Origin of the sequence: Geobacillus jurassicus NBRC 107829, from assembly GCF_001544315.1 — a bacterium.
Lineage (GTDB): Bacteria > Bacillota > Bacilli > Bacillales > Anoxybacillaceae > Geobacillus > Geobacillus jurassicus.
In genome coordinates this window covers 41,236-63,192 of sequence record NZ_BCQG01000018.1, presented here as the reverse complement: position 1 = coordinate 63,192, position 21,957 = coordinate 41,236, and the positions used below count along the sequence as shown (strand labels likewise).

Annotated in this window: 24 protein-coding genes, 1 pseudogene and 1 riboswitch; of the genes and pseudogenes, 22 read left to right on the top strand and 3 right to left on the bottom strand. The window is 54.7% G+C overall.

The window, feature by feature from the left end; all coding sequences use genetic code 11:
• Together GJ1_RS18610 and lysA are read left to right on the top strand one after the other, a co-directional pair.
• The coding region (locus GJ1_RS18610; protein ID WP_167346096.1) for a hypothetical protein at positions 1-257 on the top strand (257 nt) is incomplete at its 5' end.
• Between the two features lie 10 nt (positions 258-267).
• Positions 268-1,587, top strand: a complete 1,320-nt coding sequence (gene lysA, locus GJ1_RS06960; protein ID WP_066230329.1) for a diaminopimelate decarboxylase — start codon at positions 268-270, stop codon at positions 1,585-1,587.
• A gap of 68 nt (positions 1,588-1,655) precedes the next feature.
• Here the strand turns inward: lysA and GJ1_RS06955 are convergent, their stop codons facing one another.
• Positions 1,656-2,534, bottom strand: a complete 879-nt coding sequence (locus GJ1_RS06955; protein ID WP_066230326.1) for a DUF1002 domain-containing protein — start codon at positions 2,532-2,534, stop codon at positions 1,656-1,658.
• Positions 2,535-2,798: 264 nt separating this feature from the next.
• Between GJ1_RS06955 and GJ1_RS06950 the strand changes: the two genes are divergently transcribed.
• The 7 genes from GJ1_RS06950 (at position 2,799) to GJ1_RS06925 (ending at position 7,673) form a co-directional block, all read left to right on the top strand.
• A complete protein-coding gene (locus GJ1_RS06950; protein WP_066230345.1) occupies positions 2,799-3,239 on the top strand; it encodes a peptidylprolyl isomerase in 441 nt (146 codons plus the stop codon).
• Complete coding sequence (locus tag GJ1_RS19255) at positions 3,226-3,354, top strand: hypothetical protein (protein WP_281176919.1); 129 nt, start codon at positions 3,226-3,228, stop codon at positions 3,352-3,354. The genes GJ1_RS06950 and GJ1_RS19255 overlap by 14 nt, the downstream gene beginning before the upstream one ends.
• Positions 3,355-3,401: 47 nt before the next feature.
• A riboswitch (FMN riboswitch) is annotated at positions 3,402-3,534 on the top strand.
• A gap of 216 nt (positions 3,535-3,750) precedes the next feature.
• Positions 3,751-4,848 (top strand): bifunctional diaminohydroxyphosphoribosylaminopyrimidine deaminase/5-amino-6-(5-phosphoribosylamino)uracil reductase RibD, encoded by a 1,098-nt coding sequence (ribD, locus tag GJ1_RS06945; RefSeq protein WP_066230323.1) that lies wholly within the window; start codon positions 3,751-3,753, stop codon positions 4,846-4,848.
• Between the two features lie 2 nt (positions 4,849-4,850).
• On the top strand, positions 4,851-5,495 hold the full coding sequence (gene ribE / locus GJ1_RS06940; RefSeq protein ID WP_066230319.1) for a riboflavin synthase: 645 nt from the start codon (positions 4,851-4,853) through the stop codon (positions 5,493-5,495).
• Positions 5,496-5,517: 22 nt separating this feature from the next.
• Entirely contained in the window at positions 5,518-6,711 is a 1,194-nt protein-coding gene (locus GJ1_RS06935) for a bifunctional 3,4-dihydroxy-2-butanone-4-phosphate synthase/GTP cyclohydrolase II (RefSeq protein WP_066230316.1), read from the top strand.
• Positions 6,712-6,731: 20 nt separating this feature from the next.
• The gene (gene ribH / locus GJ1_RS06930; protein WP_066230313.1) at positions 6,732-7,196 is read left to right on the top strand and encodes a 6,7-dimethyl-8-ribityllumazine synthase; all 465 of its coding nucleotides are present in this window, start codon (positions 6,732-6,734) and stop codon (positions 7,194-7,196) included.
• A 120-nt stretch (positions 7,197-7,316) separates the two neighbouring features.
• Entirely contained in the window at positions 7,317-7,673 is a 357-nt protein-coding gene (locus GJ1_RS06925; RefSeq protein WP_066230310.1) for a GNAT family N-acetyltransferase, read from the top strand.
• Positions 7,674-7,695: 22 nt separating this feature from the next.
• Here the strand turns inward: GJ1_RS06925 and GJ1_RS06920 are convergent, their stop codons facing one another.
• On the bottom strand, positions 7,696-8,235 hold the full coding sequence (locus tag GJ1_RS06920; protein WP_066230308.1) for a DUF309 domain-containing protein: 540 nt from the start codon (positions 8,233-8,235) through the stop codon (positions 7,696-7,698).
• A gap of 184 nt (positions 8,236-8,419) precedes the next feature.
• On the opposite strand from GJ1_RS06920, the gene GJ1_RS06915 reads away from it, so the two are divergent.
• The 3 genes and pseudogenes from GJ1_RS06915 to GJ1_RS06905 form a co-directional block, all read left to right on the top strand.
• The gene (locus GJ1_RS06915) at positions 8,420-9,175 is read left to right on the top strand and encodes a segregation/condensation protein A (RefSeq protein ID WP_066230343.1); all 756 of its coding nucleotides are present in this window, start codon (positions 8,420-8,422) and stop codon (positions 9,173-9,175) included.
• 221 nt (positions 9,176-9,396) lie between these two features.
• Positions 9,397-10,053 (top strand): SMC-Scp complex subunit ScpB, encoded by a 657-nt coding sequence (gene scpB / locus GJ1_RS06910; protein WP_066230305.1) that lies wholly within the window; start codon positions 9,397-9,399, stop codon positions 10,051-10,053.
• Between the two features lie 18 nt (positions 10,054-10,071).
• A pseudogene (locus GJ1_RS06905) lies at positions 10,072-10,470 on the top strand (hypothetical protein); the annotation flags it as partial.
• A gap of 195 nt (positions 10,471-10,665) precedes the next feature.
• Here GJ1_RS06905 and GJ1_RS19250 read toward each other — a convergent pair.
• Positions 10,666-10,920 (bottom strand): hypothetical protein, encoded by a 255-nt coding sequence (locus GJ1_RS19250; RefSeq protein WP_066230303.1) that lies wholly within the window; start codon positions 10,918-10,920, stop codon positions 10,666-10,668.
• 162 nt (positions 10,921-11,082) lie between these two features.
• Here GJ1_RS19250 and GJ1_RS06895 point away from each other — a divergent pair, with 162 nt between their 5' ends.
• From GJ1_RS06895 to GJ1_RS06845, 10 genes are all read left to right on the top strand, one after another.
• Complete coding sequence (locus tag GJ1_RS06895; RefSeq protein ID WP_066230298.1) at positions 11,083-12,396, top strand: superoxide dismutase; 1,314 nt, start codon at positions 11,083-11,085, stop codon at positions 12,394-12,396.
• Between the two features lie 269 nt (positions 12,397-12,665).
• Entirely contained in the window at positions 12,666-13,814 is a 1,149-nt protein-coding gene (locus GJ1_RS06885) for a D-alanyl-D-alanine carboxypeptidase family protein (protein WP_066230292.1), read from the top strand.
• A complete protein-coding gene (locus GJ1_RS06880) occupies positions 13,807-14,403 on the top strand; it encodes a nucleoside recognition domain-containing protein (protein ID WP_066230289.1) in 597 nt (198 codons plus the stop codon). The genes GJ1_RS06885 and GJ1_RS06880 overlap by 8 nt, the downstream gene beginning before the upstream one ends.
• The gene (locus GJ1_RS06875; RefSeq protein WP_066230287.1) at positions 14,404-14,937 is read left to right on the top strand and encodes a spore maturation protein; all 534 of its coding nucleotides are present in this window, start codon (positions 14,404-14,406) and stop codon (positions 14,935-14,937) included.
• A gap of 136 nt (positions 14,938-15,073) precedes the next feature.
• Complete coding sequence (rluB, locus tag GJ1_RS06870) at positions 15,074-15,805, top strand: 23S rRNA pseudouridine(2605) synthase RluB (protein WP_066230284.1); 732 nt, start codon at positions 15,074-15,076, stop codon at positions 15,803-15,805.
• 141 nt (positions 15,806-15,946) lie between these two features.
• Positions 15,947-16,471 carry a thiol-disulfide oxidoreductase ResA gene (gene resA, locus GJ1_RS06865; RefSeq protein WP_066230282.1) on the top strand — a complete coding sequence of 175 codons (525 nt, stop codon included), beginning with the start codon at positions 15,947-15,949 and terminating at the stop codon, positions 16,469-16,471.
• A gap of 13 nt (positions 16,472-16,484) precedes the next feature.
• Positions 16,485-18,143 carry a cytochrome c biogenesis ResB family protein gene (resB, locus tag GJ1_RS06860; RefSeq protein WP_066230279.1) on the top strand — a complete coding sequence of 553 codons (1,659 nt, stop codon included), beginning with the start codon at positions 16,485-16,487 and terminating at the stop codon, positions 18,141-18,143.
• A complete protein-coding gene (ccsB, locus tag GJ1_RS06855; RefSeq protein ID WP_066230277.1) occupies positions 18,130-19,320 on the top strand; it encodes a c-type cytochrome biogenesis protein CcsB in 1,191 nt (396 codons plus the stop codon). The genes resB and ccsB overlap by 14 nt, the downstream gene beginning before the upstream one ends.
• A 94-nt stretch (positions 19,321-19,414) precedes the next feature.
• A complete protein-coding gene (locus GJ1_RS06850) occupies positions 19,415-20,140 on the top strand; it encodes a response regulator transcription factor (protein ID WP_066230275.1) in 726 nt (241 codons plus the stop codon).
• Entirely contained in the window at positions 20,140-21,933 is a 1,794-nt protein-coding gene (locus GJ1_RS06845; RefSeq protein ID WP_066230273.1) for an ATP-binding protein, read from the top strand. The genes GJ1_RS06850 and GJ1_RS06845 overlap by 1 nt, the downstream gene beginning before the upstream one ends.
• The last annotated feature ends 24 nt before the right edge of the window (positions 21,934-21,957 follow it).

Sequence of the window (21,957 nt, the reverse complement as noted above, 5' to 3'; positions counted from 1 at the left end):
CTCTCGTTTTAGCACTATTGCAACTTTTGTATAATTATGATAAGTTATACTTAATATTTGCCTTGATGGTGCTTGCCATCGTGTTTGGCCTCAGTGCTTCGCACGTTTGCACGGATGGAGAATGGCTCAGCGCGCATCGTGCGGCTTTCCGTTTCAAGGCAGAATCGATGGCGTTTTGCGGTTTTGCTTTTATGAAGGCAGTTGCCGATTGCAAACTGTCTTTTTTGCTTTTGCCGTGCGATTTCAATGAGGAATGAGGGGTTTGCGATGTTTCTTCATGGGACAAGCCGTGTCAATGAACAAGGGCATTTGGAAATTGGCGGCGTCGATGTGGTCGAGTTGGCTAAAACGTACGGCACGCCGCTTTATATTTATGACGTTGCGTTGATCCGCGCGCGGGCGCGTGCGTTTAAAGAAGCGTTCCGCCGCCATGGTGTGCGTGCGCAAGTCGCTTACGCCAGCAAGGCGTTTTCTTCTATTGCGATGGTGCAGCTCGCCGCCGAGGAAGGGCTGTCGCTTGATGTCGTTTCAGGGGGGGAGCTGTATACAGCGCTCGCCGCTGGCTTTCCGCCCGAGCGCATCCACTTTCATGGCAACAACAAAAGCTGGGGCGAATTGGCGATGGCGCTTGAACATGGCATCGGCTGCATCGTTGCCGACAACTTTTACGAACTCGAGCTGATCGAAAATCTGGCTGAATCATCGGGACGGACGGTGCCAATATTGCTGCGCGTTACGCCTGGCGTTGAGGCGCATACGCACGATTACATTTTAACTGGACAGGAAGATTCGAAGTTTGGCTTTGATTTACACAACGGTCAGGCGGATGAGGCGTTCCGGCGCGTCAGGGCGTCGGCCGCGTTTCAACTGCTCGGCGTCCATTGCCATATTGGCTCGCAAATTTTTGAAACAGCTGGGTTTGTGCTCGCGGCGCAAAAAGTGTTCGCCAAGCTGGCCGAGTGGAACAAGGCGCACGGATTTGTCCCAGCGGTTGTCAATCTTGGCGGCGGCTTTGGCATTCGCTATACGGAGGAAGACGACCCGATTCCGGTGGAGGCGTATGTCGACTGCATCGTCGAAGAGGTGAAAAAACAGGCCGCAGCCTGCGGGCTGCCGTTGCCGGAAATTTGGATCGAGCCGGGTCGGTCGCTCGTTGGCGATGCCGGAACGACGATTTATACGATCGGCTCGCGCAAAGAGGTTCCCAACGTCCGGACATATATTGCTGTTGACGGCGGCATGAGCGACAATATCCGCCCGGCGCTCTACGGAGCGAAATACGAAGCTGTGCTCGCCAACCGAATGTTCGGTGAGCGGACGGAAATCGTATCGATTGCTGGGAAATGCTGCGAGTCAGGCGACATGCTCATTTGGGACATCGCGTTGCCGGAAGCGAAGCCTGGCGATTATTTGGCTGTTTTTTGCACCGGCGCGTACGGTTACTCGATGGCCAACAATTACAACCGTCTGCCGCGTCCAGCTGTCGTTTTTGTTGAAAACGGCGAGGCTCAGCTTGTTGTGAAACGGGAGACGTATGAAGATTTGATCCAATATGACTTGCCTCTGAAAACGAAGGTGAAAAAGTGAAGGCTGCCGGTTTGAAAGAGGACGGCTTTCTCAAAGAAAAGGCGCCCGCTGCTTTGGGGCGCCTTCTTTCATTGTTGATTGGAGGAAAATGCCGATTTGATTGCGTTCCAAATTTCTTTGAAGATGTCGATAAGGTTTTGAATGAACGTTTTCCCCTCTTCTGACTGCAAAAACGCTGATAGCTGCTCTTTCGCCTTGCTCAGCTGATCGTTCACTTGGTCCCAATTAATATTGGCATTTTGCATTTTGTGGAAAAGGGAAATAAGGTTGTTGATTTCATTCTCGCTCAGCGTAATGCCAAGGTCGTTGGCTATTTTTTCAATAAGGGTGCGCAAATCAGCGTCTGTCTGCGGCGGGTTGTTGGCGATTTCCTCTTTGATTTTCGCCAGCAGGGCGACCGCTTTGTCCGCGCCGATCGAATCGGCCAGCTTCGCCGTCTGCACCATTTCCTCGTTGGCCACTTTTTTTACATCATCAGGGATGGCCTGATCGGAGGAAATTTCATACGCTTTCATCAGCCCGGTCAGCGCTGCGGTGCCGGAAACCGGGAACGGGGCGGTGATGTAAATGTCGGCGTCTTTCACCCCTGCGGTGATCAAGGCATTTGTATACATCTCCTTCGTCACCCATGTGATGTTGTGCGTTTCGACATGAAGCCCTGAACCCGGTTCTTTGATCGTGATCATTGACGACGAGATGGCGCGCGTGCCGATTTGCGCTTTCGGAATGAGTCCGTCCAAATATTTATGTTCCTCAGCGTTCGAGACGGTGACCGTCTGCGCTCCGTCCGGCGCCTTCATTTCCTCAAGCACTTTTTGCTTTTGTTCGCTCGTTAAGTTTTCTCCGAGCGTCACAATGACATCACCCGGCGCGGCATCAGCCGCCGCAACGGCCGGAAACGCCAGCAGCATCGCTGTCAGCAGTGATGAAGCGATCGTTCGTTTCACGCAACTCGCCTCCTGTTTTGAAACATCCATTGCCATTATACTGCACGTTAGCTTGTTTTTCTATTGAAACGGCGCTCCGTTTTTGTCGCCAGGCGGCGCACAAGAAACAAGCGCGTGAGCAAAATCAAGAATAAAAGCGGATACAAAAGGCGGCGGAGTAAAAAATGGTGACGGTTCAGACGGAAAAGGTATTTTGGCTTTTTTTCTCTCGACAATCATGGTATGATAAAAGCAGTTTTGGTGCCGAAAAGGAGATGGATGGTTGTGGCGAAAAAAGGATATATTTTAATGGAAAACGGCGGGAAAATCGAGTTTGAACTGTTTCCGAATGAGGCGCCGGTGACGGTGGCCAATTTTGAAAAGCTGGCGAACGAAGGATTTTATAACGGGCTGACGTTCCACCGCGTCATCCCTGGGTTTGTCAGCCAAGGAGGGTGTCCGCGCGGAAACGGAACGGGCGACGCCGGCTACACGATCCCGTGCGAGACGGACAACAATCCGCACCGTCATGTCACCGGGGCGATGTCGATGGCGCACCGCGGCCGCGACACCGGCAGCTGCCAGTTTTTCATCGTCCACGAGCCGCAGCCGCACTTGGACGGGGTGCATACTGTCTTTGGCCAAGTGATATCCGGCATGGACGTCGTCAAGGCGATGAAAAACGGCGATGTGATGAAGGAAGTGAAAGTGTTTGACGAACCGTAAACGGCGCATAGGCGAAGACGAGCGGACAAGCCGGAACAATTGGCGCCTGTTTTTCTTTTTGCTTGCAACCAGCCTGTTATGGGGGGCGGCGTATTGGATTTGGGTCGCCGATTGATGATGACCGGCTGTCTGTGTGGTATAATGAGAATAGCGATATAGCGATGCATCCTTCGGGGCAGGGTGAAATTCCCGACCGGCGGTGATGGGGCTTTCCGCCCCTCAGCCCGCGAGCCGCAAGGCATGATCCGGTGCGATTCCGGAGCCGACAGTATAGTCTGGATGGGAGAAGGATGCCAATATGCGCACGGCTGTTTTCGGCCGGCCAAGTTTGGCATGGGCGTCCGCTCTCGGCCGGCTGGGCATGGCGGCTGCCGTTTCCGTTCGGCAGATCTAGCTTTAGATTGCGAACAAGTGTTTTTTGTTTGCTGTTTTGCGCATCATTGGTCATTCTCTCAACAACAAGACCCCCGGGGATTCCCCCCGGGGGTTTGATCGTTAAGGGGGGAGTGCGGTGTACAATGATGAACATTACATGCGGCTGGCGCTTGATGTCGCCAAGGCCGGAGTCGGGCAGACGTCCCCCAATCCCGCCGTCGGCGCCGTGGTTGTCAACGGTGGAGCAGTCGTTGGCATCGGCGCCCATTTGAAAGCCGGCGAGCCGCATGCCGAAGTCTATGCAATTCGCATGGCCGGCGAGAAGGCGCGCGGTGCGACAGTGTACGTGACGCTTGAGCCTTGCAGCCATTATGGCAAAACGCCGCCATGCGCCGATTTGCTCATTCAGGCAGGAGTGCGCCGCGTCGTCGTTGCGACGACCGACCCGAACCCGCTTGTCGCTGGAAAAGGGATTGCCAAGCTCCGCCAAGCGGGCATTGATGTTGACGTTGGCATATTAAAAAAAGAAGCGGATGAGCTGAACCGAATGTTTTTCCATTATATCGCCGCGAAAACGCCGTTTGTGACGTTAAAATTCGCATGCAGCCTCGACGGCAAAATTGCGACGGCGACGGGGGAAAGCCAATGGATTACATCAAGCGCTGCGCGCGAAGATGTTCACCGCCTCCGCGCGCAGCATGACGCCATTTTGGTTGGCGTCAACACGGTTTTGACCGACAACCCGAAGCTGACTGTCCGCCTTGGAGAACAGCGGAAAAATCCCATCCGCGTCATTTTGGATACAAAATTGCATACACCGCTTGACGCTCATGTCGTAAGCGACAACGAGGCGGAGACGTGGATCATCACCGGCAGCGGCGTCAGCCGGGAACAAGCGGCGGCGTACGAGCGCCTGGGGGTGCGCGTGTTTTCGATGCCGGCGGCCCAGATCGACGTCCGCGATGTGCTCCGCCTGCTTGGCGAGCAGAAAGTCATGTCGCTGTTTGTCGAAGGTGGCTCGCGCGTTCATGACAGCTTCCTCCGCGCGGGAGCGGTCAATGAGGTCATCGCCTATATCGCCCCGAAGCTGATCGGCGGGCGCGAAGCCCCGACGCCGGTCGGCGGACTCGGATTCGCTCGCCTTGCTGAAGCGGTGGAGCTTGACATTCGCCGCATCGAGACGATCGGCCCGGACATCAAAATCGTCGCCGCGCCGAAACGGAAGGGGGAATAGTCTTGTTCACTGGCATTATTGAAGAGATCGGCATGATCGAACAAATGAAGCAAACCGGCGACGCCATGGTGATGACGATCGGCGCCAGGCGGGTGCTTGAAGATGTGCGGCTTGGCGACAGCATCGCTGTCAACGGCGTCTGCTTGACCGTCACGTCGTTTAGCGACCGGCAGTTTACCGTTGATGTCATGCCCGAGACGGTGAAAGCGACGGCATTACAGACATTAAAGCCAGGATCGAAGGTGAATTTGGAGCGGGCGATGGCGGCCGGGGGACGGTTTGGCGGCCATTTCGTCACCGGGCATGTTGACGGCGTCGGACGCATCATCCGGCAATGGCCGAAAGCGAACGCTGTCTACTATGAAATCGAAGTGCCAGCCTCGTTGCGCGCCTATATGATTGAGAAAGGGTCGGTCGCTGTCGACGGAACGAGCTTGACGATTTTCGGTCTGAGCGAGCGCACGTTCACTGTTTCGCTCATTCCACATACGCGCGAAGCGACGATTTTAGGCGAAAAGCGGCCGGGAGATCTCGTCAACGTCGAGTGCGACATGATCGGCAAATACGTCGCCGCCTTTCTCGCCGCGAAAGCGACGCCGCCTTCTGGATTGACAGTCGAATTTTTGGAGCAGCACGGCTACAAATAAGCGGGAAAAGGGGGCAAGCTTCATGTTTGACACGATTGAAGCGGCGCTTTCGGCGCTGAAAAACGGGGAAGTGATCATCGTTTGCGATGACGAAGACCGCGAAAATGAAGGAGATTTTGTCGCGCTGGCCGAAAAAGCGACGCCGGATGTCATTAATTTTATGATCACCCATGGCCGCGGGCTCGTCTGTGTGCCGATTACGGAAGAACTAGCGGCGCGCCTTGATTTGGAGCCGATGGTCGCCCATAACACCGATGCGCATGGCACGGCGTTTACCGTCAGCATCGACTACAAAACGACAACGACCGGGATCAGCGCTTATGAGCGGGCGGCGACGATTCAGGCGCTGCTTGACCCTGAGGTGAAAGCAAGCGATTTTAAACGTCCCGGACACATTTTTCCGTTGATTGCCAAAAAAGGCGGCGTTCTTCGGCGCGCCGGCCATACGGAAGCGGCGGTCGACTTGGCTCGTTTGTGCGGCGCGAAGCCAGCCGGCGTCATTTGCGAAATCATTAAAGAAGACGGGACGATGGCGCGCGTGCCTGATTTGCGGCGCCTGGCCGATCAGTTCGGGTTGAAAATGATCACGATTAAAGATTTGATCGCCTACCGGAGCCAGCGGGAAAAGCTCGTGAAACGCGAGGTGGACGTTTGGCTGCCGACCGAGTTCGGCGAATTCCGCGCCATCGGCTATACGAACGTCCTTGACGGGAAAGAGCATGTGGCGCTTGTTAAAGGAGTAGTCATCCCGGACGAGCCGATTCTTGTGCGCGTCCATTCCGAATGCTTAACCGGCGATGTGTTCGGCTCGTACCGGTGCGACTGCGGCCCGCAGCTGCATGCGGCGCTTCGGCAAATCGAAGCGGAAGGGCGCGGCGTGCTGCTTTACATGCGCCAAGAAGGGCGCGGCATCGGCCTCATGAACAAGCTGCGCGCTTACAAGTTGCAGGAGCAAGGCTATGATACGGTTGAGGCGAACGAAAAGCTCGGCTTTCCGGCCGATTTGCGCGATTACGGCATCGGGGCGCAAATTTTGAAAGACCTCGGTGTGACGAAAATGCGCCTGCTCACGAACAATCCGCGCAAAATCGCCGGCTTAAAAGGGCACGGGCTTGAGGTTGTTGAACGAGTGCCGCTTCAAATGCCGACGAAAAAGGAAAATGAAAAATATTTGCGCACAAAACACGAAAAATTAGGGCATATGCTTCATTTTTAAAGACGAAAGGAGCAGCGAACATGCGTGTCATTGAAGGAAATTTAGTCGGCACTGGACTGAAAATCGGCATTGTCGTCTCGCGTTTTAACGAGTTCATCACGAGCAAGCTCTTATCCGGGGCGGTCGACGGCTTGACGCGCCATGGCGTGAGCGACAGCGACATCACTGTAACCTGGGTGCCGGGCGCGTTTGAAATCCCGCTTGTAGCGAAAAAAATGGCGGAATCGAAGCAGTTTGACGCCATCATTACCCTTGGCGCCGTCATCCGCGGGGCGACGAGTCATTTTGACTACGTCTGCAGCGAGGCGGCCAAAGGCGTCTCCCACGCGGCGCTCACGAGCGGCGTTCCAGTCATTTTCGGCGTTTTGACGACCGACACGATCGAGCAGGCGATTGAACGGGCTGGCACGAAAGCGGGCAATAAAGGATGGGAAGCGGCGGTTTCGGCGATCGAAATGGCAAATGTCCTGCGGACGCTTGCGTAATTTGCGTAAAAAGGCATGAAATGGTTCACAATATCGGTGAGAATGTTTATAATACGTATAGAGAAAATGACAAAAACTTTTCCATTTCGGAAAAGCGTTTGTCGATAATGAGGGATTTTTATGTTAATCCGTTACCGAAAAAACTATGAGAAAATTGCCATGGGACTGTTGTCGTTTATGCCGACGGAAAAAGATCTGAAACGATTGCAACAGACGATGAAACAGTATGAAACGAACAACGATTGGCAGCTGTTTTTATGGAAAGAAGGGGATGACATCGTCGGCATTATTGGCGTCCTGTTGCGCGCTCCCGATGTTGTGGAAATCCAGCATATCAGCGTCAATCCGTCACACCGCCATCAGGGGATCGGAAAACAGATGGTCACGGCATTGAAAGAGGTGTACCCGGGCCGTCGATTGTGCGCCAATGAGTGGACTGCCTCGTTTTTCGATAAATGCCATGCATGCAATGAATAACGAACCTAGCGCGGCGCCGCGCTCAGGCGGGCGGCGGAGGGGGAGAGAGGCCGCTCCCTTCCGCTTTAGCCCGCCTTTTTTGTTCGCGCGCGGCGATGACGCCCGAGCGGTCGCGGCGTCGGTGTTTGTCCACGAGATCAAGGTTTGCTAGGTCGCTTGCCTGTCCCCACACGAGCCGACGGCGGGCACAGGCGGCCCGGCATTGCTCGTACAGCGAGCGGTCGCGAATCGGCAGTTCGACGCTTTCGTACGGTTCGCCGTGGACGATCCGCTCGGCTGTCTCGTCGAGCAAGCGGGCGAGCGCTCTGTCATCGAGGCCGAGCCGCCGAATCATTTCTTGCGCTTCGTCAAGCAGCGCCCGCGCCCGGCGAATGAGGCGCAGCGCTCCCGAGACGTTGCCGCGCCGATAATGGTAAAAGGCGACCGCGATTTGGATGAGCACAAGCCAGCCTGTTTTTCGACCGTCTTGTTTCCAGTGTTCCTCTAAAATTTCGTGGCATTCAAAATAGTCGCGGTCGCCATGAAAATGGACTAAATATTCGATATACGCTTTCGGGTACATCAGCCATCGTTCCTTTCAAAATCGGACCGCGCCATGTGAAGACGGACGGCTCTCCTTCGATTATACGACTTCGGCGGTCTGTGGCGCAAAAAAGAGGCTGTTTTCTGTTCGCCTCGTTATGATACAATAAATGTACCGCAGCCGGGGACGAGCTGCACGAGCGGTGTTTGGAAAAAATGATGGGATGGATGTGCAATTGCCGTACAACGTCAAAATCGAAGCGTTTGAAGGGCCGCTTGATCTGCTTTTGCATTTGATCAACCGCTATGAAATCGATATTTACGATATTCCAGTCGCGCAAATTACGGAGCAGTACATGGCGTACATTCACGCCATGCAGGAGCTTGAGTTGGATATCGCCAGCGAATATTTAGTGATGGCGGCCACCTTGCTGGCGATCAAAAGCAAAATGTTGCTGCCGTCGCCCAATGAGGAAGCCATCGACGGCGACGTCGAATGGGTCGATGACAGCGACCCGCGCGAGGAGCTAACGCAGCGGCTACTTGAATATAAAAAGTTTAAAGAGGCGGCGCGCGAACTGAAGCGGCGCGAAGAGGAGCGGGCGCTCTTGTTTACAAAGCCGCCGAGCGACTTAAGCGCATATGCTGATGAGAAAAAGGCGGCGCCGCTTAATGTGGACGTATACGATATGCTTGGCGCCTTGTCGAAGCTGTTGCGCCGCAAAAAGCTGCAAAAACCGATGCGGGCGAAAATCGCTCGCCAAGATATTTCCGTTGAACAGCGCATGGCGGAAATTTTGCAGGAATTAAAGAAGGCGAACGGTCGGAAAAACTTTTACGAGCTGTTTCCGTCCTTCGATCGTTCGTATATCGTCGTGACGTTTTTAGCCATTTTAGAGTTGATGAAGCAAGATGAAATCATCGTTGAACAGGAACGGAATTTCAGCGATTTGTTTCTTGCGGCTAAACCAGCCGGCTGAGGCGGCGCGGTTTGGCCGCGGCGGTTCGCCATGGCGGGCCGCTTTCCTTTTGTCGTCCGTTGGGCCTAGGCCATGATGAGGCGGAAGGGAAGCCGCTGATTCACGATTTCGCTTGGCGAGACCGGAAAGGCTGGCGAATGGAGCAACCGTTAAGTAATGATGGAAACAGGAGGAAAGGAGGAAGGGGCGCCAACGAAGGAGTTTGGCGCGGTACAAGGACGATGGAACAAAACGAAACGGAAAAAACAGGCGGCGCCGGCGCGCCAAATCCAGCAAAGGCGATTGTGGAAGCGCTGCTGTTTGCCGCTGGTGACGAAGGGCTGTCGCTTTCGCAAATCGCCGCTGTGTTGGAAGTCAGCGAGCCGGAGGCAAAAGCGGTGATCGCTGAGCTGCAGGAAGACTGCCGCCGGGAAGAGCGCGGCATCCAGCTCGTGGAGCTTGGCGGCGTGTTTTTGCTGGCGACGAAAAAAGAGTACGCTCCATATTTAAAAAAGTTGGTTGAAGCGCCGGGGGCGTCGCCGCTGTCGCAGGCGGCGCTTGAGACGCTCGCCATTATCGCATACCGCCAGCCGATTACGCGCGCGGAGATTGAGGAAATTCGCGGCGTAAAAAGCGACAAGCCATTGCAGACGCTGATGGCGCGGGCGCTCATTAAAGAGGTTGGACGAGCCGAAGGAACCGGGCGGCCGATTTTGTACGGGACAACCCCGGAATTTCTCGATTATTTCGGGCTAAAAACGCTCGAGGAGCTGCCGCCGCTGCCGGAATGGGCGGACGATGGCGAATCCGAGCGGGAAGCGGATTTATTTTTCGGAAAATTAGCAGAAAATTTGAGCGATGGGCAGCCGAAATATGGTAAACTAAAGAAAAATGGCTGATCGGGAAGGAGAGCGCTCATGAACGTTTGCCGCCTGTACGGTGAAGAGCTGCAAAAGTCGCAATCGAACACGTTTGAAGACTATTTCAACCGCTCGGAAGTCACGTATCGCGACGGCGGCGAAGAGCGGACGCTGTCTGTGTTGTATTTGCGCCATTTTGAGGCGGCGCTGCTTGATTTGTTGCCGTATGAAAACGACCCGCTGTTTACAGTCAACGGGCGCGACATTTATTTGCGCGACATCGTTGCTCTCGTCTGTTTATGGCAAAATCCGGCGTATCGGCAGCGCAAGCGCGTCTATATTCACGATGAAGATGAATTGTGCCGCTATTTTGCCGGCGTCGATGCCAAAACGCTTCAGGCGCTCATCAGCGAATGGGCGGAAACCGGCGCGTGCCGTCTGCCGGAACGGTCGGCGCAACAGGGAAAAGCGGTTAGTGGGGCGTCTTTTGTCCGTTCCACGAGGAATGTAGCCAACAGGCGGGTTGGCCGAAACGGTTCCTAAATGGCAGGTCGGTCCATTCTTTATATGGAAAAAAAGCGGTTCCGTGAAGCGAACCACTTTTTTGTTGTTAAAAACGCCTGCTTAGCGAGCGGTTTTGTTGTTACTCCTCTATTCGGTCCGCGGCTTTGTAGGATCGCATGCCGGCGGCTTCACCTCGCCGGTTGTTTCCGCCAACTTTTGCAAGCAATAGCATTCCTCGCGCTCCATATGGTCGGCCATCAGCAGCGGCAGCAAGTCAAGCTCCTCGAGAATAAATCGACAATGATCGCCGAGAATTTGCATCCAAAAGCGGAGTTCAAAAAGCGCCTCCTGTTCAAGCGATTTGTTCAATAGTGATTGGCAGAATCCGCCGCAAGAGAGCACCGCGACGACTCTGCTCTTTCCCCCTTGCTGTCCTTTTCCTCATGATGACTGACCTCGCTCCAATATGTATGTGCGGTCGGGAATTTGGGTGAATGCGGACAATAACGATTTCCCGAAGACAGCATACGATATGGTGAAAAAATCAGGAGGAGGTTTTTGCCAATGGACGACCAAACGTTATTTGCCCGATATGCTGCCGAGGTGGGCGAGTGGGGAAGACAAGTTGAGCAGGCGCTGGCGCTGCGTGGGGTAAGCACCGAGGGCGTTTCAGTGTTGCGAAAGCTGATCGCCGAGCATGACGGGGAATGGACGGAAGAGGCGGTGCGTGAGCTTCAGCGCCTTGCCGATGACGTGTATGTCGGCGCGCTCCGCCATTATGCCATGGAAGCCGCCGCGTGGGGAAGACAGGTCGAGCGGGCGCTGTCTGCGCGCGGGGCGGCTGAGGATGTCGGTCTTTCCTCTTTGCTGGCGTACATCGACGAACATGGCGATGAATGGACCGAAGAAGCGATTTACGAGCTGCAACGGCTCGTCGACGACGTATACACCCGAGCCGTCCGTCTGACTGATTTGTCAGCTGCCGATCGGGAGGAAGAGGTGTTGCAAGAGCAGATGGAAGGGGATGCAGCGCTGCCTGAATCGGATGGCGAGAGCAAAGCAGACGAGGACGGATGGTCCGACACCAGCGGGGCGGTGGAGCGAGCGGAGAACGGGCAAGAGCCGGCTTTCGTGCAGGAGTCCTCCGACTTGCCGCCCGATGCAGCTGACGGCAAGCTGAGCCAAGCGGACGACGCGACCGAGGGGGGGCGGAGCCAGGCGGATGCGGCCGACGGCGGTGAGCCGCGCCAACAAGTGGCGCTCGGCCGTCATGTCTTGCCGCCGCTGCCGTACCGTTATGACGCGCTTGAGCCGCATATTTCCGAAGAAATTATGCGCCTCCACCATACGAAGCACCATCAAAGTTATGTCGACGGCCTCAACAAGGCGGAGCGGATGATGGCCGAGGCGCGCCGGACGAACAATTTTGATCTGTTGAAACATTGGGAGCGGGAAGCGGCGTTTCACGGTTCCGGGCATTATTTGCATACAATTTTTTGGTACAACATGCATCCGGAGGGCGGCGGAGAGCCGCGCGGGGAGCTGCGGGCGCAAATCGAACGCGATTTTGGCAGCTTTGACGCCTTTCGCCGTCATTTCACCGAAGCGGCGAAAAGCGCCGAAGGGGTCGGCTGGGCGCTGCTCGTTTGGGCGCCGCGAGCGCACCGGCTCGAAATTTTGCAGGCGGAAAAACACCAGCTCATGGCGCAATGGGATGTGATCCCGCTTCTTGTGCTTGATGTGTGGGAGCATGCCTACTATTTGCAATACAAAAACGATCGGGAGGCGTACATCGAGCATTGGTGGAACGTCGTTAACTGGCGCAACGTCGAGGAGCGCTTTCATGAGGCGCGGAAGCTGCGTTGGCAGCCGTTTTAAGCGGGCGGGGGTTTCCGCCCGCTTTTTTAGTACGCTCCCGCTGAAACGGAAGAGCCGTTTAGCGCAGGTGCGGGCGCAGCCATTGTTGCGGCATTTTTTCATCATATTTGTCCCATCGGCGCATACACTTGTACAAAACACGGCTTTGGGGTTCAGCCTGTTTCCGCCGCAATAATGCTTTCGCTGCGGCCGATTCAGCCTAAAGGGAAAGGAGGAACAGGCGATTCCTCCCCGCTCGTTGAAGGAGGGGGGATCCTCGCCGATAGGAGATGAACAAGCAGAAGCGGCTCATTGCGCTCATTCTTGCACTCGTTGCGGGGATCATGGCATTTGTTCCAGAGCAGATGCGCGCTATGGATGGGGTGAGCGCAAAAAGCGCGATCTTGATAGAGCAGCATTCCGGGCGGATTTTGTTTGCCAAGGATGCCTATACAAAGCGGCGCATCGCCAGCATTACGAAAATTATGACCGCCATTTTGGCGATTGAATCGGGGAAGATGGACGACACGGTGACGGTCAGCGCCCGCGCGGTCTGGACCGAAGGGTCGTCGATTTACTTGCGCGAAGGGGAAAAAATCAAGCTGCGCGATTTGGTATATGGACTGATGCTTCGTTCCGGCAACGACGCGGCGGTTGCCATCGCGGAACATGTCGGCGGCAGCGTCGAAGGGTTTGTCTTTTTAATGAACAAAAAGGCGGCGGAAATTGGGATGCGTGATACCGAGTTTGCCAATCCGCATGGGTTAGATGACGCGGAAAACCACTACTCGACTGCCTATGATATGGCGTTGCTCATGCAATATGCGATGAAAAATAAAGAGTTTCGCCGCATCTCGGGGACGAAAGTGTACCGCGCCCCCGCTCCGCCCGGTGAGGACGGCGCGCGCGTGTGGCGGAATAAAAACAAGCTGTTGACAAGTCTTTACGAATATTGCACCGGCGGCAAAACCGGCTATACGAAACGGGCGCACCGCACGCTCGTGACGACGGCGTCAAAAAACGGGATCGATTTGATCGCCGTGACGTTGGATGCACCCGACGATTGGAACGACCATATTGCTATGTACGAATACGGGTTTTCCCATTATCACATCGCCAAAGTGAGCGGCGAGCGGGTGGTCGACAAAATTTCCGATCGATTTTACCGCGGGCGGCTGCATGCGGTCCGCGATTTGCGATATCCGGTGACCGATAAAGAGGAGAGCGGGCTGCGAGTGAAAGTGTATTTGTTGAAGCCGCGCAAGGAATGGGAGGAGTCCCCAGAACGGGCGCCGACAGAGGTCGGGAAGGCGGTGCTTTATTTGCATCGAAAGGCGGTCGATTCTGTGCCGCTGCTGTACGAGCCGGACAAGGGGGAAAGCAGGCGGGGGCTGTTGTGGCAAGCACTTCAACTTTTAGGTGTGAGAAACGATGGTTAATGTCATTTGGGTGATGATGGCGGTCATTGGCATCGTTTTTGCGGCGGCCAACGGCACGATGGATGAAGTGAACAAAGCGGTGTTTGAAAGCGCCAAAGAAGCGGTGACGATCAGCATCGGGATGATCAGCATTTTAGTGTTTTGGCTCGGACTGATGGCGATCGCTGAACGCGCCGGCTTGCTTGACAGAGCAGCGCGTCTGTTTATGCCGCTCGTGCGCCGCTTGTTTCCCGAGATCCCTCCCGGCCATCCCGCGCTCGGCTATATCGTCTCGAATATGGTCGCCAACATGTTCGGTCTTGGCAATGCGGCGACGCCGATGGGCATAAAGGCGATGGAGCAGCTAAAAAAGCTCAATGGCGGCCGCGACGAAGCGAGCCGGTCGATGGTGACGTTTTTGGCCATTAACACATCGAGCATTACGCTCATTCCGGCGACCGTCATCTCGATCCGCATGACGTACGGTTCGGCGGCGCCGGGCGAGATCATTGGGACGACAATTGTCGCTTCGACGATTTCGACGATTGGGGCGGTATTGATTGACCGATACTATTATTGGAAACGGACGCGGAAAGGAAGGAAGCGATAAATGGCCATCGTCCACATTCTTTCCGTTTGGCTGATTCCTGCGCTCATCGTTTTTATTTTGCTTTATGGCACGGTCAAGAAAGTGCCGACGTACGAAGCGTTTGTGGAAGGCGGCAAGGAAGGGATCGAGATCGCGTTTTCGCTCATCCCGTATTTGGTCGGCATGTTGGTGTCGGTCGCCATTTTTCGCGCCTCGGGGGCGCTCGATGCCATGATGGAAGTGATCGAGCCGATTGCCGATGCCATTGGACTGCCGGCCGAAGTCGTTCCGCTTGCGGCTCTCCGCACGCTTTCCGGCACGGCGGCGCTCGGCATGACGACGGATTTGATCGCCACTTACGGACCGGACTCGTTCATTGGGCGCCTTGCTTCTACGATTCAAGGCAGCACGGAGACGACGCTTTACGTGCTTACGGTCTATTTTGGCGCCGTCGGCGTCAAAAAAATGGGTGATGCGTTAAAAGTCGGCATTTTGGCCGACATTCTCAGCTTTATTGTTTCTGTTTTCATCGTTTTGTTTGTATTCGGGCGCTAGCGGCGCCTCTGTTTTGTTTTCCCGCCCAATGGGCGGGCTTTTTGGTTGGCGCCAAAGAGGAATAATAAAAATAGAAAAGCGCCCTGCTTGTATCTGTCGAGCGGAAAGGGTAAGATGATGAAAGAGGTGAGAGAGAATGGAACGGTTGCAAAAAGTGATCGCCCGCGCCGGCATCGCGTCAAGGCGCAAGGCGGAAGAACTCATTTTGCAAGGACGGGTGAAAGTGAACGGCCGCGTCGTCACCGAGCTCGGCGTCAAAGTCGGGCCGCGCGACGATGTCGAAGTCGACGGCATCCCGATCGAGCGCGAGGAGCCGGTGTACTACTTGCTGTATAAGCCGCGCGGGGTGATTTCAAGCGTCAAAGATGACAAAGGCCGCAAAGTGGTGACCGATTTTTTCAAAGATCTGGACAAGCGCATTTATCCGATCGGGCGGTTGGATTATGATACGTCTGGGCTGCTTTTGTTGACGAATGACGGCGACTTTGCCAACCTGCTCATGCACCCGCGCTATGAAATCGAAAAAGTGTATGTCGCCAAAGTGAAAGGCATCCCGACGCGTGAACAGCTGAAACAGCTCGAGCAAGGGATCGAGTTGGAGGAAGGTATGACGGCGCCAGCGAAAGTGAAGCTGCTCTCAGCCGATCGGAAAAAGGGGACGGCGATTGTCGAAATCCGCATTCATGAGGGGCGGAACCGGCAAGTGCGCCGCATGTTTGAAGCGATTGGCTGCGAAGTGCTGAAGCTGAAGCGGGAGCGGTACGCGTTTCTCGATTTAAAAGGGCTTCGCCCCGGCGAATATCGCGAGCTGTCTCCGCATGAAGTGAAACTGTTGCGCGCGCTTGCCCAATCCGGAGGAAGAAAATGATGAAGATTGTCACATAACGTTCATATTCTTGCGTATAAACGAGCGAGGAACTTTGCTATAATGGAAAATGGGAGATTGTGAACCGCTTGCCTCCCTGCGGCGTCGGCTGCGGGGAGGAGAAACTTAAAAGGGGTTTGAACGATGAAAAAACAACAGCGCTTAGTGATGAGAACGACGATTTTGCTCGTGTTGCTCGCGGCGATCGTCTATACGATCTACACGAACTTTTTCACGGAGAAAACGGCGGTCGCTGTCGGTTCGACGGCGCCTGATTTTGTGCTGGCGGACCTGGAAGGGAACGAACATCGTCTCTCAGACTATCGCGGCAAAGGCGTTTTTTTGAACTTTTGGGGAACGTGGTGCAAGCCGTGCGAGCGGGAAATGCCGTACATGAACGAGCTGTACCCGATTTACAAAAAACAAGGGGTTGAAATTTTGGCCGTCAATGTCGGCGAGCCGGAGCTGAACGTCAAAAAATTTGCCGAACGGTTCGGGCTTGAGTTTCCGATCGTCATCGACCGCCAAGACCAAGTGTTGAACGCCTACAATGTCGGGCCGTTGCCGACGACGTTTTTGATCGACAAAAACGGCGAAGTGAAACAAATCATTACCGGAACGATGACAAAAGATGACATTCAGCGGCATCTAGAAAGCATCAAACCGTAAGGAGTTTTGCGTCATGGAACAAGTCAAATGCGAATGCGGCCACGTCAATCCGCACGGTACGGCGTTTTGTGAGTCGTGTGGCAAGCCGCTTGTCGATTTGGGAGAGAGACCACTTTTGGACATGCGCTACGAAGGAAGTGCGCGCCGGTCGCAAACGTATAAAAAAACGATCATCGACCAAATTTGGGCGTTTTTCTCGTCGGTCAAAGTCGGCGTGGCGCTCATTGTCATCACGCTTGTCGCTTCGGCGATCGGCACAATTTTTCCGCAACAAATGTACATTCCGCCGAACGTCGATCCGGCTGAATATTACAAGCAGCAGTACGGCTGGGCAGGGAAGTTGTATTATGAGCTCGGCTTTAACAACTTGTACGGCTCATGGTGGTACATTTTGCTCATCGCCTTAATCGGCGTCTCGCTCGTCATTTGCAGTCTGGATCGGGTCATTCCGCTGTACCGCGCCTTGAAGCGGCAAGGGGTGAAGCGCCATCCGCACTTTTTGGAGCGGCAGCGGCTGTTTGGCGTCTCGCATGTGAGCGATCTCGACAAGACGATGGCTGTGTTGAAAGAGCGGCTGGCTGCGCGGCGCTACCATGTCCGCGAGGAAGGCGGGCATTTGCTCGCTGAAAAAGGGCGGTTTTCCCGGTGGGGGCCGTATGTCAACCATATCGGTCTCATCATTTTCTTGATCGGGGCGATGCTCCGTTCGGTTCCCGGCATGTACACCGACCGGGTGATGTGGATTCCGGAAGGGGAGACAAAAGAAATTCCTGGGACGAACGGCCGCTACTTTTTAAAGAGCGAAAAATTTATTTTTGAAACATATGAGAAAGGCAAGGACAATGAAGTGTTCAACGCCGCCATCGATCGCGTCGGCAACGGGATGATCGCCAAAAACTATCAAACAAACGTCGTGTTGTATAAGCGCGTCGGCCCCGTGATCCCCGGCGCCAAGCCGAAGCTTGAAAAAGTGAAGGAGTATCCGATTCGCGTCAACGAGCCGCTGAAGTTCGACCATTATGCGCTCTACCAAGTCGATTTCCGCTTGAATGAGCCGAAAGCGATGTCATTTCAGTTGGCGGACAAGCAGTCGGGGAAAACGTTCGGCACGGTGACGGTCGACTTGTATGATCCGAAAGAGTCATACAATCTCGGACATGGGTATCGAGTCGAGCTATTAAGCTATTTTCCCGATTTTGAGTTTGACGAAGACGGCAATCCGTCAACGAAGTCGCGTGTGCCGAACAACCCGGCGTTCGTTTTCAAAATGTACGCGCCGGACCGTCCGAAAGGGGAAGTGAGCTTTGTCGCCATCCGGCAGACGATCGAGCCGTTTGGCGACAACAAATACAAAATGGCGTTCGCTGGGCTTCAAACCCGCAATGTTTCGGGGTTGACCGTCCGCCGCGACTTTACGCTTTGGATTTTAGGGCTAGGCGGCGTGATTTTCATGATCGGCCTCATCCAAGGAATGTATTGGAACCACCGCCGCATTTGGGTGCAGCGGATAAACGGCGAATTATGGATCGCTGCGCACACAAACAAAAACTGGTTCGGCTTGAAAAACGAGCTGCGCCGCCTGCTTGACGGCACTGGCGTCGCGATGCCGACCGATCGGCTCGAGGAAGAGAAACAAGCCGGACAAGGGGGACAAGCGCATGGCACAGCTTAGCAGTACATTGCTATATATCGCGTTCGTTCTATATTTAATCGGCACGTTCTTTTTTGGCGGCGCCATTCGCGACAAGCGAAAAGAGCGTCAAGGGAAGGATCGTTGGTCGCAGTTTGGCATCGCCGTAACGATTATAGGTTTTCTCGCTCAAGTCGGCTATTTTGTGACGCGCTGGATCGCCGCCGGGCACGCGCCGGTGAGCAACTTGTTCGAGTTTACGACGTTTTTCGGCATGATGCTCGTCGCCGCCTTCATCATTATTTATTTTATTTACCGGCTGAGTGTGCTCGGCTTGTTTGCGCTGCCGGTTGCGTTGCTTGTGATTGCCTACGCGAGCATGTTTCCGCGCGAAATTTCGCCGCTCATCCCCGCTTTGCAAAGCGACTGGCTGCACATTCACGTCACGACGGCGGCCGCCGGCGAAGCGATTTTGGCCATCAGCTTTGTCGCTGGGCTCATTTATTTGATCCGCGTCGTCGATCAATCGAAGCCGTCGAAACGGACGTTTTGGCTCGAAGTGGTCATGTTTTGCTTAATTACGACGCTTGGCTTTGTCATTGTTTCGACGGCATTTGGGCTTTCTGGGTATGAAGCGAAGTTCACATGGATTGACAAAAACAAGCAGACGGCTGAGGTCATTTACGACATGCCGGCGCTCGTTGGGCCGCACAAGGGCGAGCTTGCCAAAGAAAGCGCCGGCCGCATGGAGCCGCTTGTTGAAATGCCGGCTATGATCAACGCGAAAAAGCTGAACACAGTTCTTTGGTCGCTCATGGCTGGTACGGTGTTATACATTCTGCTCCGGCTCGGATTGCGGAAGCGCATCGCAGCGGCGCTGCAGCCGCTTGTGAAAAACGTCAATTTGGATTTGACGGATGAAATCAGCTATCGGGCGGTGGCGATTGGTTTTCCGGTGTTTACGCTCGGGGCGCTCATTTTTGCCATGATTTGGGCGCAAATCGCTTGGACGCGTTTTTGGGGCTGGGACCCGAAAGAAGTATGGGCGCTCATTACTTGGCTGTTTTACGCCGCCTTTTTGCACCTTCGTTTGTCAAAAGGTTGGCACGGTGAAAAGTCGGCATGGCTGGCCGTCATCGGCTTCGCCATTATTATGTTCAACTTAGTGGCGGTCAACCTCGTCATCGCGGGGTTGCACTCGTACGCCGGAACATCATAAGCAGGCAACCGGATGCTCTGTTGGCGGGCATCCGGTTTTTCGATAAACTAGAAAGCGGGGACGTTTTCCATTTTCGTTGGGAGGGTGTGTTGGGATGGAGAAGCAAGAAAAACCGATCCGCATTTTGGTAGTGGACGATGAGGAGCGCATCCGCCGGCTGTTGAAAATGTATTTGGAACGGGAAAACTATGTAATCGATGAAGCCGGCGACGGCAATGAGGCGCTCGAGAAAGCGTTGGCGAACGATTATGATGTCATTTTGCTCGATTTGATGCTGCCGGGGAAAGACGGAATTGAAGTGTGTAAAGAAATTCGCGAGCAAAAAACGACGCCGATCATTATGTTGACGGCAAAAGGCGAGGAATCAAACCGGGTGCAAGGGTTTGAGGTCGGCACGGATGATTACATCGTCAAGCCGTTCAGCCCGCGCGAAGTCGTGCTGCGCGTCAAGGCCCTGTTGCGCCGCGCGGCGAACGCTGCTTACGCGCCGGTGGAGACGACGGCGAAAGACGTGCTTGTGTTTCCGCATTTGACAATTGACAACGACGCTCATCGGGTGACGGTCGACGGCAAGGAAGTCAGTTTAACGCCGAAAGAATATGAATTGCTTCTCTTTTTGGCCCGCTCGCCCGACAAAGTGTTCGACCGCGAACAGCTGTTGAAGGAAGTATGGCATTACGAGTTTTTCGGCGACTTGCGTACAGTCGACACCCACATTAAACGATTGCGCGAAAAGTTGAACAAAGCGTCGCCGCAAGCGGGGAAAATGATCGTCACCGTCTGGGGCGTCGGCTACAAGTTTGAGGCAGTGAACGACTGATGTGGCTGTTTCGCAGTGTTGTCGGCAAGCTATGGTTTACGATTTTGCTGCTCGTCTCGTGCGTGCTGTTTATTTTAAGCATTTTGCTCATTAAATTTTTGGAAGATTATTATGTGCAGGAAGCAGAAAACGACTTAACCCGCCTGGCGACGAAAGTGGCTGAAGTGATGCACGACTATCGCGATGAGCAGCTCGCCCGCTCGATCGCTTGGACGCTTATGGACAACCGCACGAAAGCCGTCATTGTCGCCGACGAGTCGCACTATTGGTATTCGCCTGGCGACGCTGGTTTGGATAATATGCCGCTGTCTTCCATCCGCCAAGATCGGGATTTGCGCCGTGTGCTGACCGAGCGGGAGACGGTGAAAAAACGTCTGTATGCGCCGGAGTGGCAGCCAAAAGAAAAGCTGCCCCGCGATATGATCATCGTCGGCGTGCCGATGTCGATGCCGGACGGCAGCCGCGGCGCTGTGTTTATTTACCAATCGCTTGAAGCGATTGAACAGGCGACCAGTCGTACGAAAGAGCTCATTTTTCTCGCCGCATTTATCGCCATTGTCATGACGACGTTTTTTGCCTTTTTCTTATCAACGCGCATCACCGCCCCGCTCCGGAAAATGCGTCAAGCCGCGTTCGAAATGGCGCGCGGCCATTTCGATATGAAAGTGCCGATTTTAACGAACGATGAAATCGGTGGGCTGGCGATGGCGTTCAACCAAATGGGGCGGCGTCTGCAGTTTAACATCAACGCCTTAAACCAGGAAAAAGAACAGCTCGCCAGCATTTTAAGCAGCATGGCCGACGGCGTCTTGACGTTTAACCGCGACGGGGAAATTTTGATTACGAACCCGCCGGCTGAGCGGTTTTTGCAGGCGTGGTATTTTGAGCAAGGGAGCGACGCGGAAGCGATGGCGCCGCTGCCGCCGCAAGTGAAAGAGCTGTTTGCCCGCGTCGTCCGCGAGGAGAAGGAGCAATCGACCGAAGTGACGCTGCAGGGGCGGACGTGGGTCATTTTAATGACGCCGCTGTACGGCAAAACGATGGTGCGCGGCGCGGTCGCCGTTTTGCGCGACATGACCGAAGAGCGGCGGCTCGATAAGCTGCGCAAAGATTTCATCGCCAACGTCTCGCATGAATTGCGCACGCCGATTGCCATGCTGCAAGGCTACAGCGAGGCGATCATCGATGATATCGCGGCAAGCGAAGAAGAGAAAAAAGAAATGGCGAAAGTCATTTACGACGAGTCGCTGCGCATGGGCCGCCTAGTCAACGATTTGTTGGATCTCGCCCGCATGGAAGCCGGCCATATCGAGCTAGCGTACGAACAAGTTAAGCTCGTTCCTTACATCGAGCGGGTGATCCGCAAGTTTCAAGGCTTGGCGAAAGAAAAGCAAATCGAGCTGACTGCTGAGTTTCGCGACCGGGACATCGAAATCGCTCTCGATCCCGATCGGATCGAACAAGTGCTGACGAACTTAATCGACAACGCTATCCGCCATACGGAATCAGGCGGCGCGGTCCGGCTCATCGTTGAACGGAGCGGCGACGGCGTGACAATCCATGTCCAAGACTCCGGTTCCGGCATTCCCGAGGAAGACTTGCCGTTTGTGTTTGAACGGTTTTACAAAGCCGATAAAGCGCGCACGCGCGGCCGTTCCGGCACCGGGTTAGGCCTTGCCATCGCCAAAAACATCGTGGAAGCGCATAAAGGGCTCATTACCGTCCATAGCAAACTGAACGAAGGAACGACGTTTTCCTTTTATTTGCCGTCCGGTGAGCCGAAAGAAGCATAGCGCCGTTTGGAAGAGCGGGGAAGC

Coding starts and splice junctions, on each gene's coding strand:
- lysA (WP_066230329.1), top strand. CDS start 268: ATGTTTCTTCATGGGACAAGCCGTGTCAATGAACAAGGGCATTTGGAA.
- GJ1_RS06935 (WP_066230316.1), top strand. CDS start 5,518: ATGTTTGACACGATTGAAGCGGCGCTTTCGGCGCTGAAAAACGGGGAA.
- ribH (WP_066230313.1), top strand. CDS start 6,732: ATGCGTGTCATTGAAGGAAATTTAGTCGGCACTGGACTGAAAATCGGC.
- GJ1_RS06925 (WP_066230310.1), top strand. CDS start 7,317: ATGTTAATCCGTTACCGAAAAAACTATGAGAAAATTGCCATGGGACTG.
- GJ1_RS06920 (WP_066230308.1), bottom strand. CDS start 8,235: ATGTACCCGAAAGCGTATATCGAATATTTAGTCCATTTTCATGGCGAC.
- GJ1_RS06915 (WP_066230343.1), top strand. CDS start 8,420: ATGGATGTGCAATTGCCGTACAACGTCAAAATCGAAGCGTTTGAAGGG.
- scpB (WP_066230305.1), top strand. CDS start 9,397: ATGGAACAAAACGAAACGGAAAAAACAGGCGGCGCCGGCGCGCCAAAT.
- GJ1_RS06895 (WP_066230298.1), top strand. CDS start 11,083: ATGGACGACCAAACGTTATTTGCCCGATATGCTGCCGAGGTGGGCGAG.
- GJ1_RS06885 (WP_066230292.1), top strand. CDS start 12,666: ATGAACAAGCAGAAGCGGCTCATTGCGCTCATTCTTGCACTCGTTGCG.
- GJ1_RS06880 (WP_066230289.1), top strand. CDS start 13,807: ATGGTTAATGTCATTTGGGTGATGATGGCGGTCATTGGCATCGTTTTT.
- GJ1_RS06875 (WP_066230287.1), top strand. CDS start 14,404: ATGGCCATCGTCCACATTCTTTCCGTTTGGCTGATTCCTGCGCTCATC.
- rluB (WP_066230284.1), top strand. CDS start 15,074: ATGGAACGGTTGCAAAAAGTGATCGCCCGCGCCGGCATCGCGTCAAGG.
- resA (WP_066230282.1), top strand. CDS start 15,947: ATGAAAAAACAACAGCGCTTAGTGATGAGAACGACGATTTTGCTCGTG.
- resB (WP_066230279.1), top strand. CDS start 16,485: ATGGAACAAGTCAAATGCGAATGCGGCCACGTCAATCCGCACGGTACG.
- ccsB (WP_066230277.1), top strand. CDS start 18,130: ATGGCACAGCTTAGCAGTACATTGCTATATATCGCGTTCGTTCTATAT.
- GJ1_RS06850 (WP_066230275.1), top strand. CDS start 19,415: ATGGAGAAGCAAGAAAAACCGATCCGCATTTTGGTAGTGGACGATGAG.
- GJ1_RS06845 (WP_066230273.1), top strand. CDS start 20,140: ATGTGGCTGTTTCGCAGTGTTGTCGGCAAGCTATGGTTTACGATTTTG.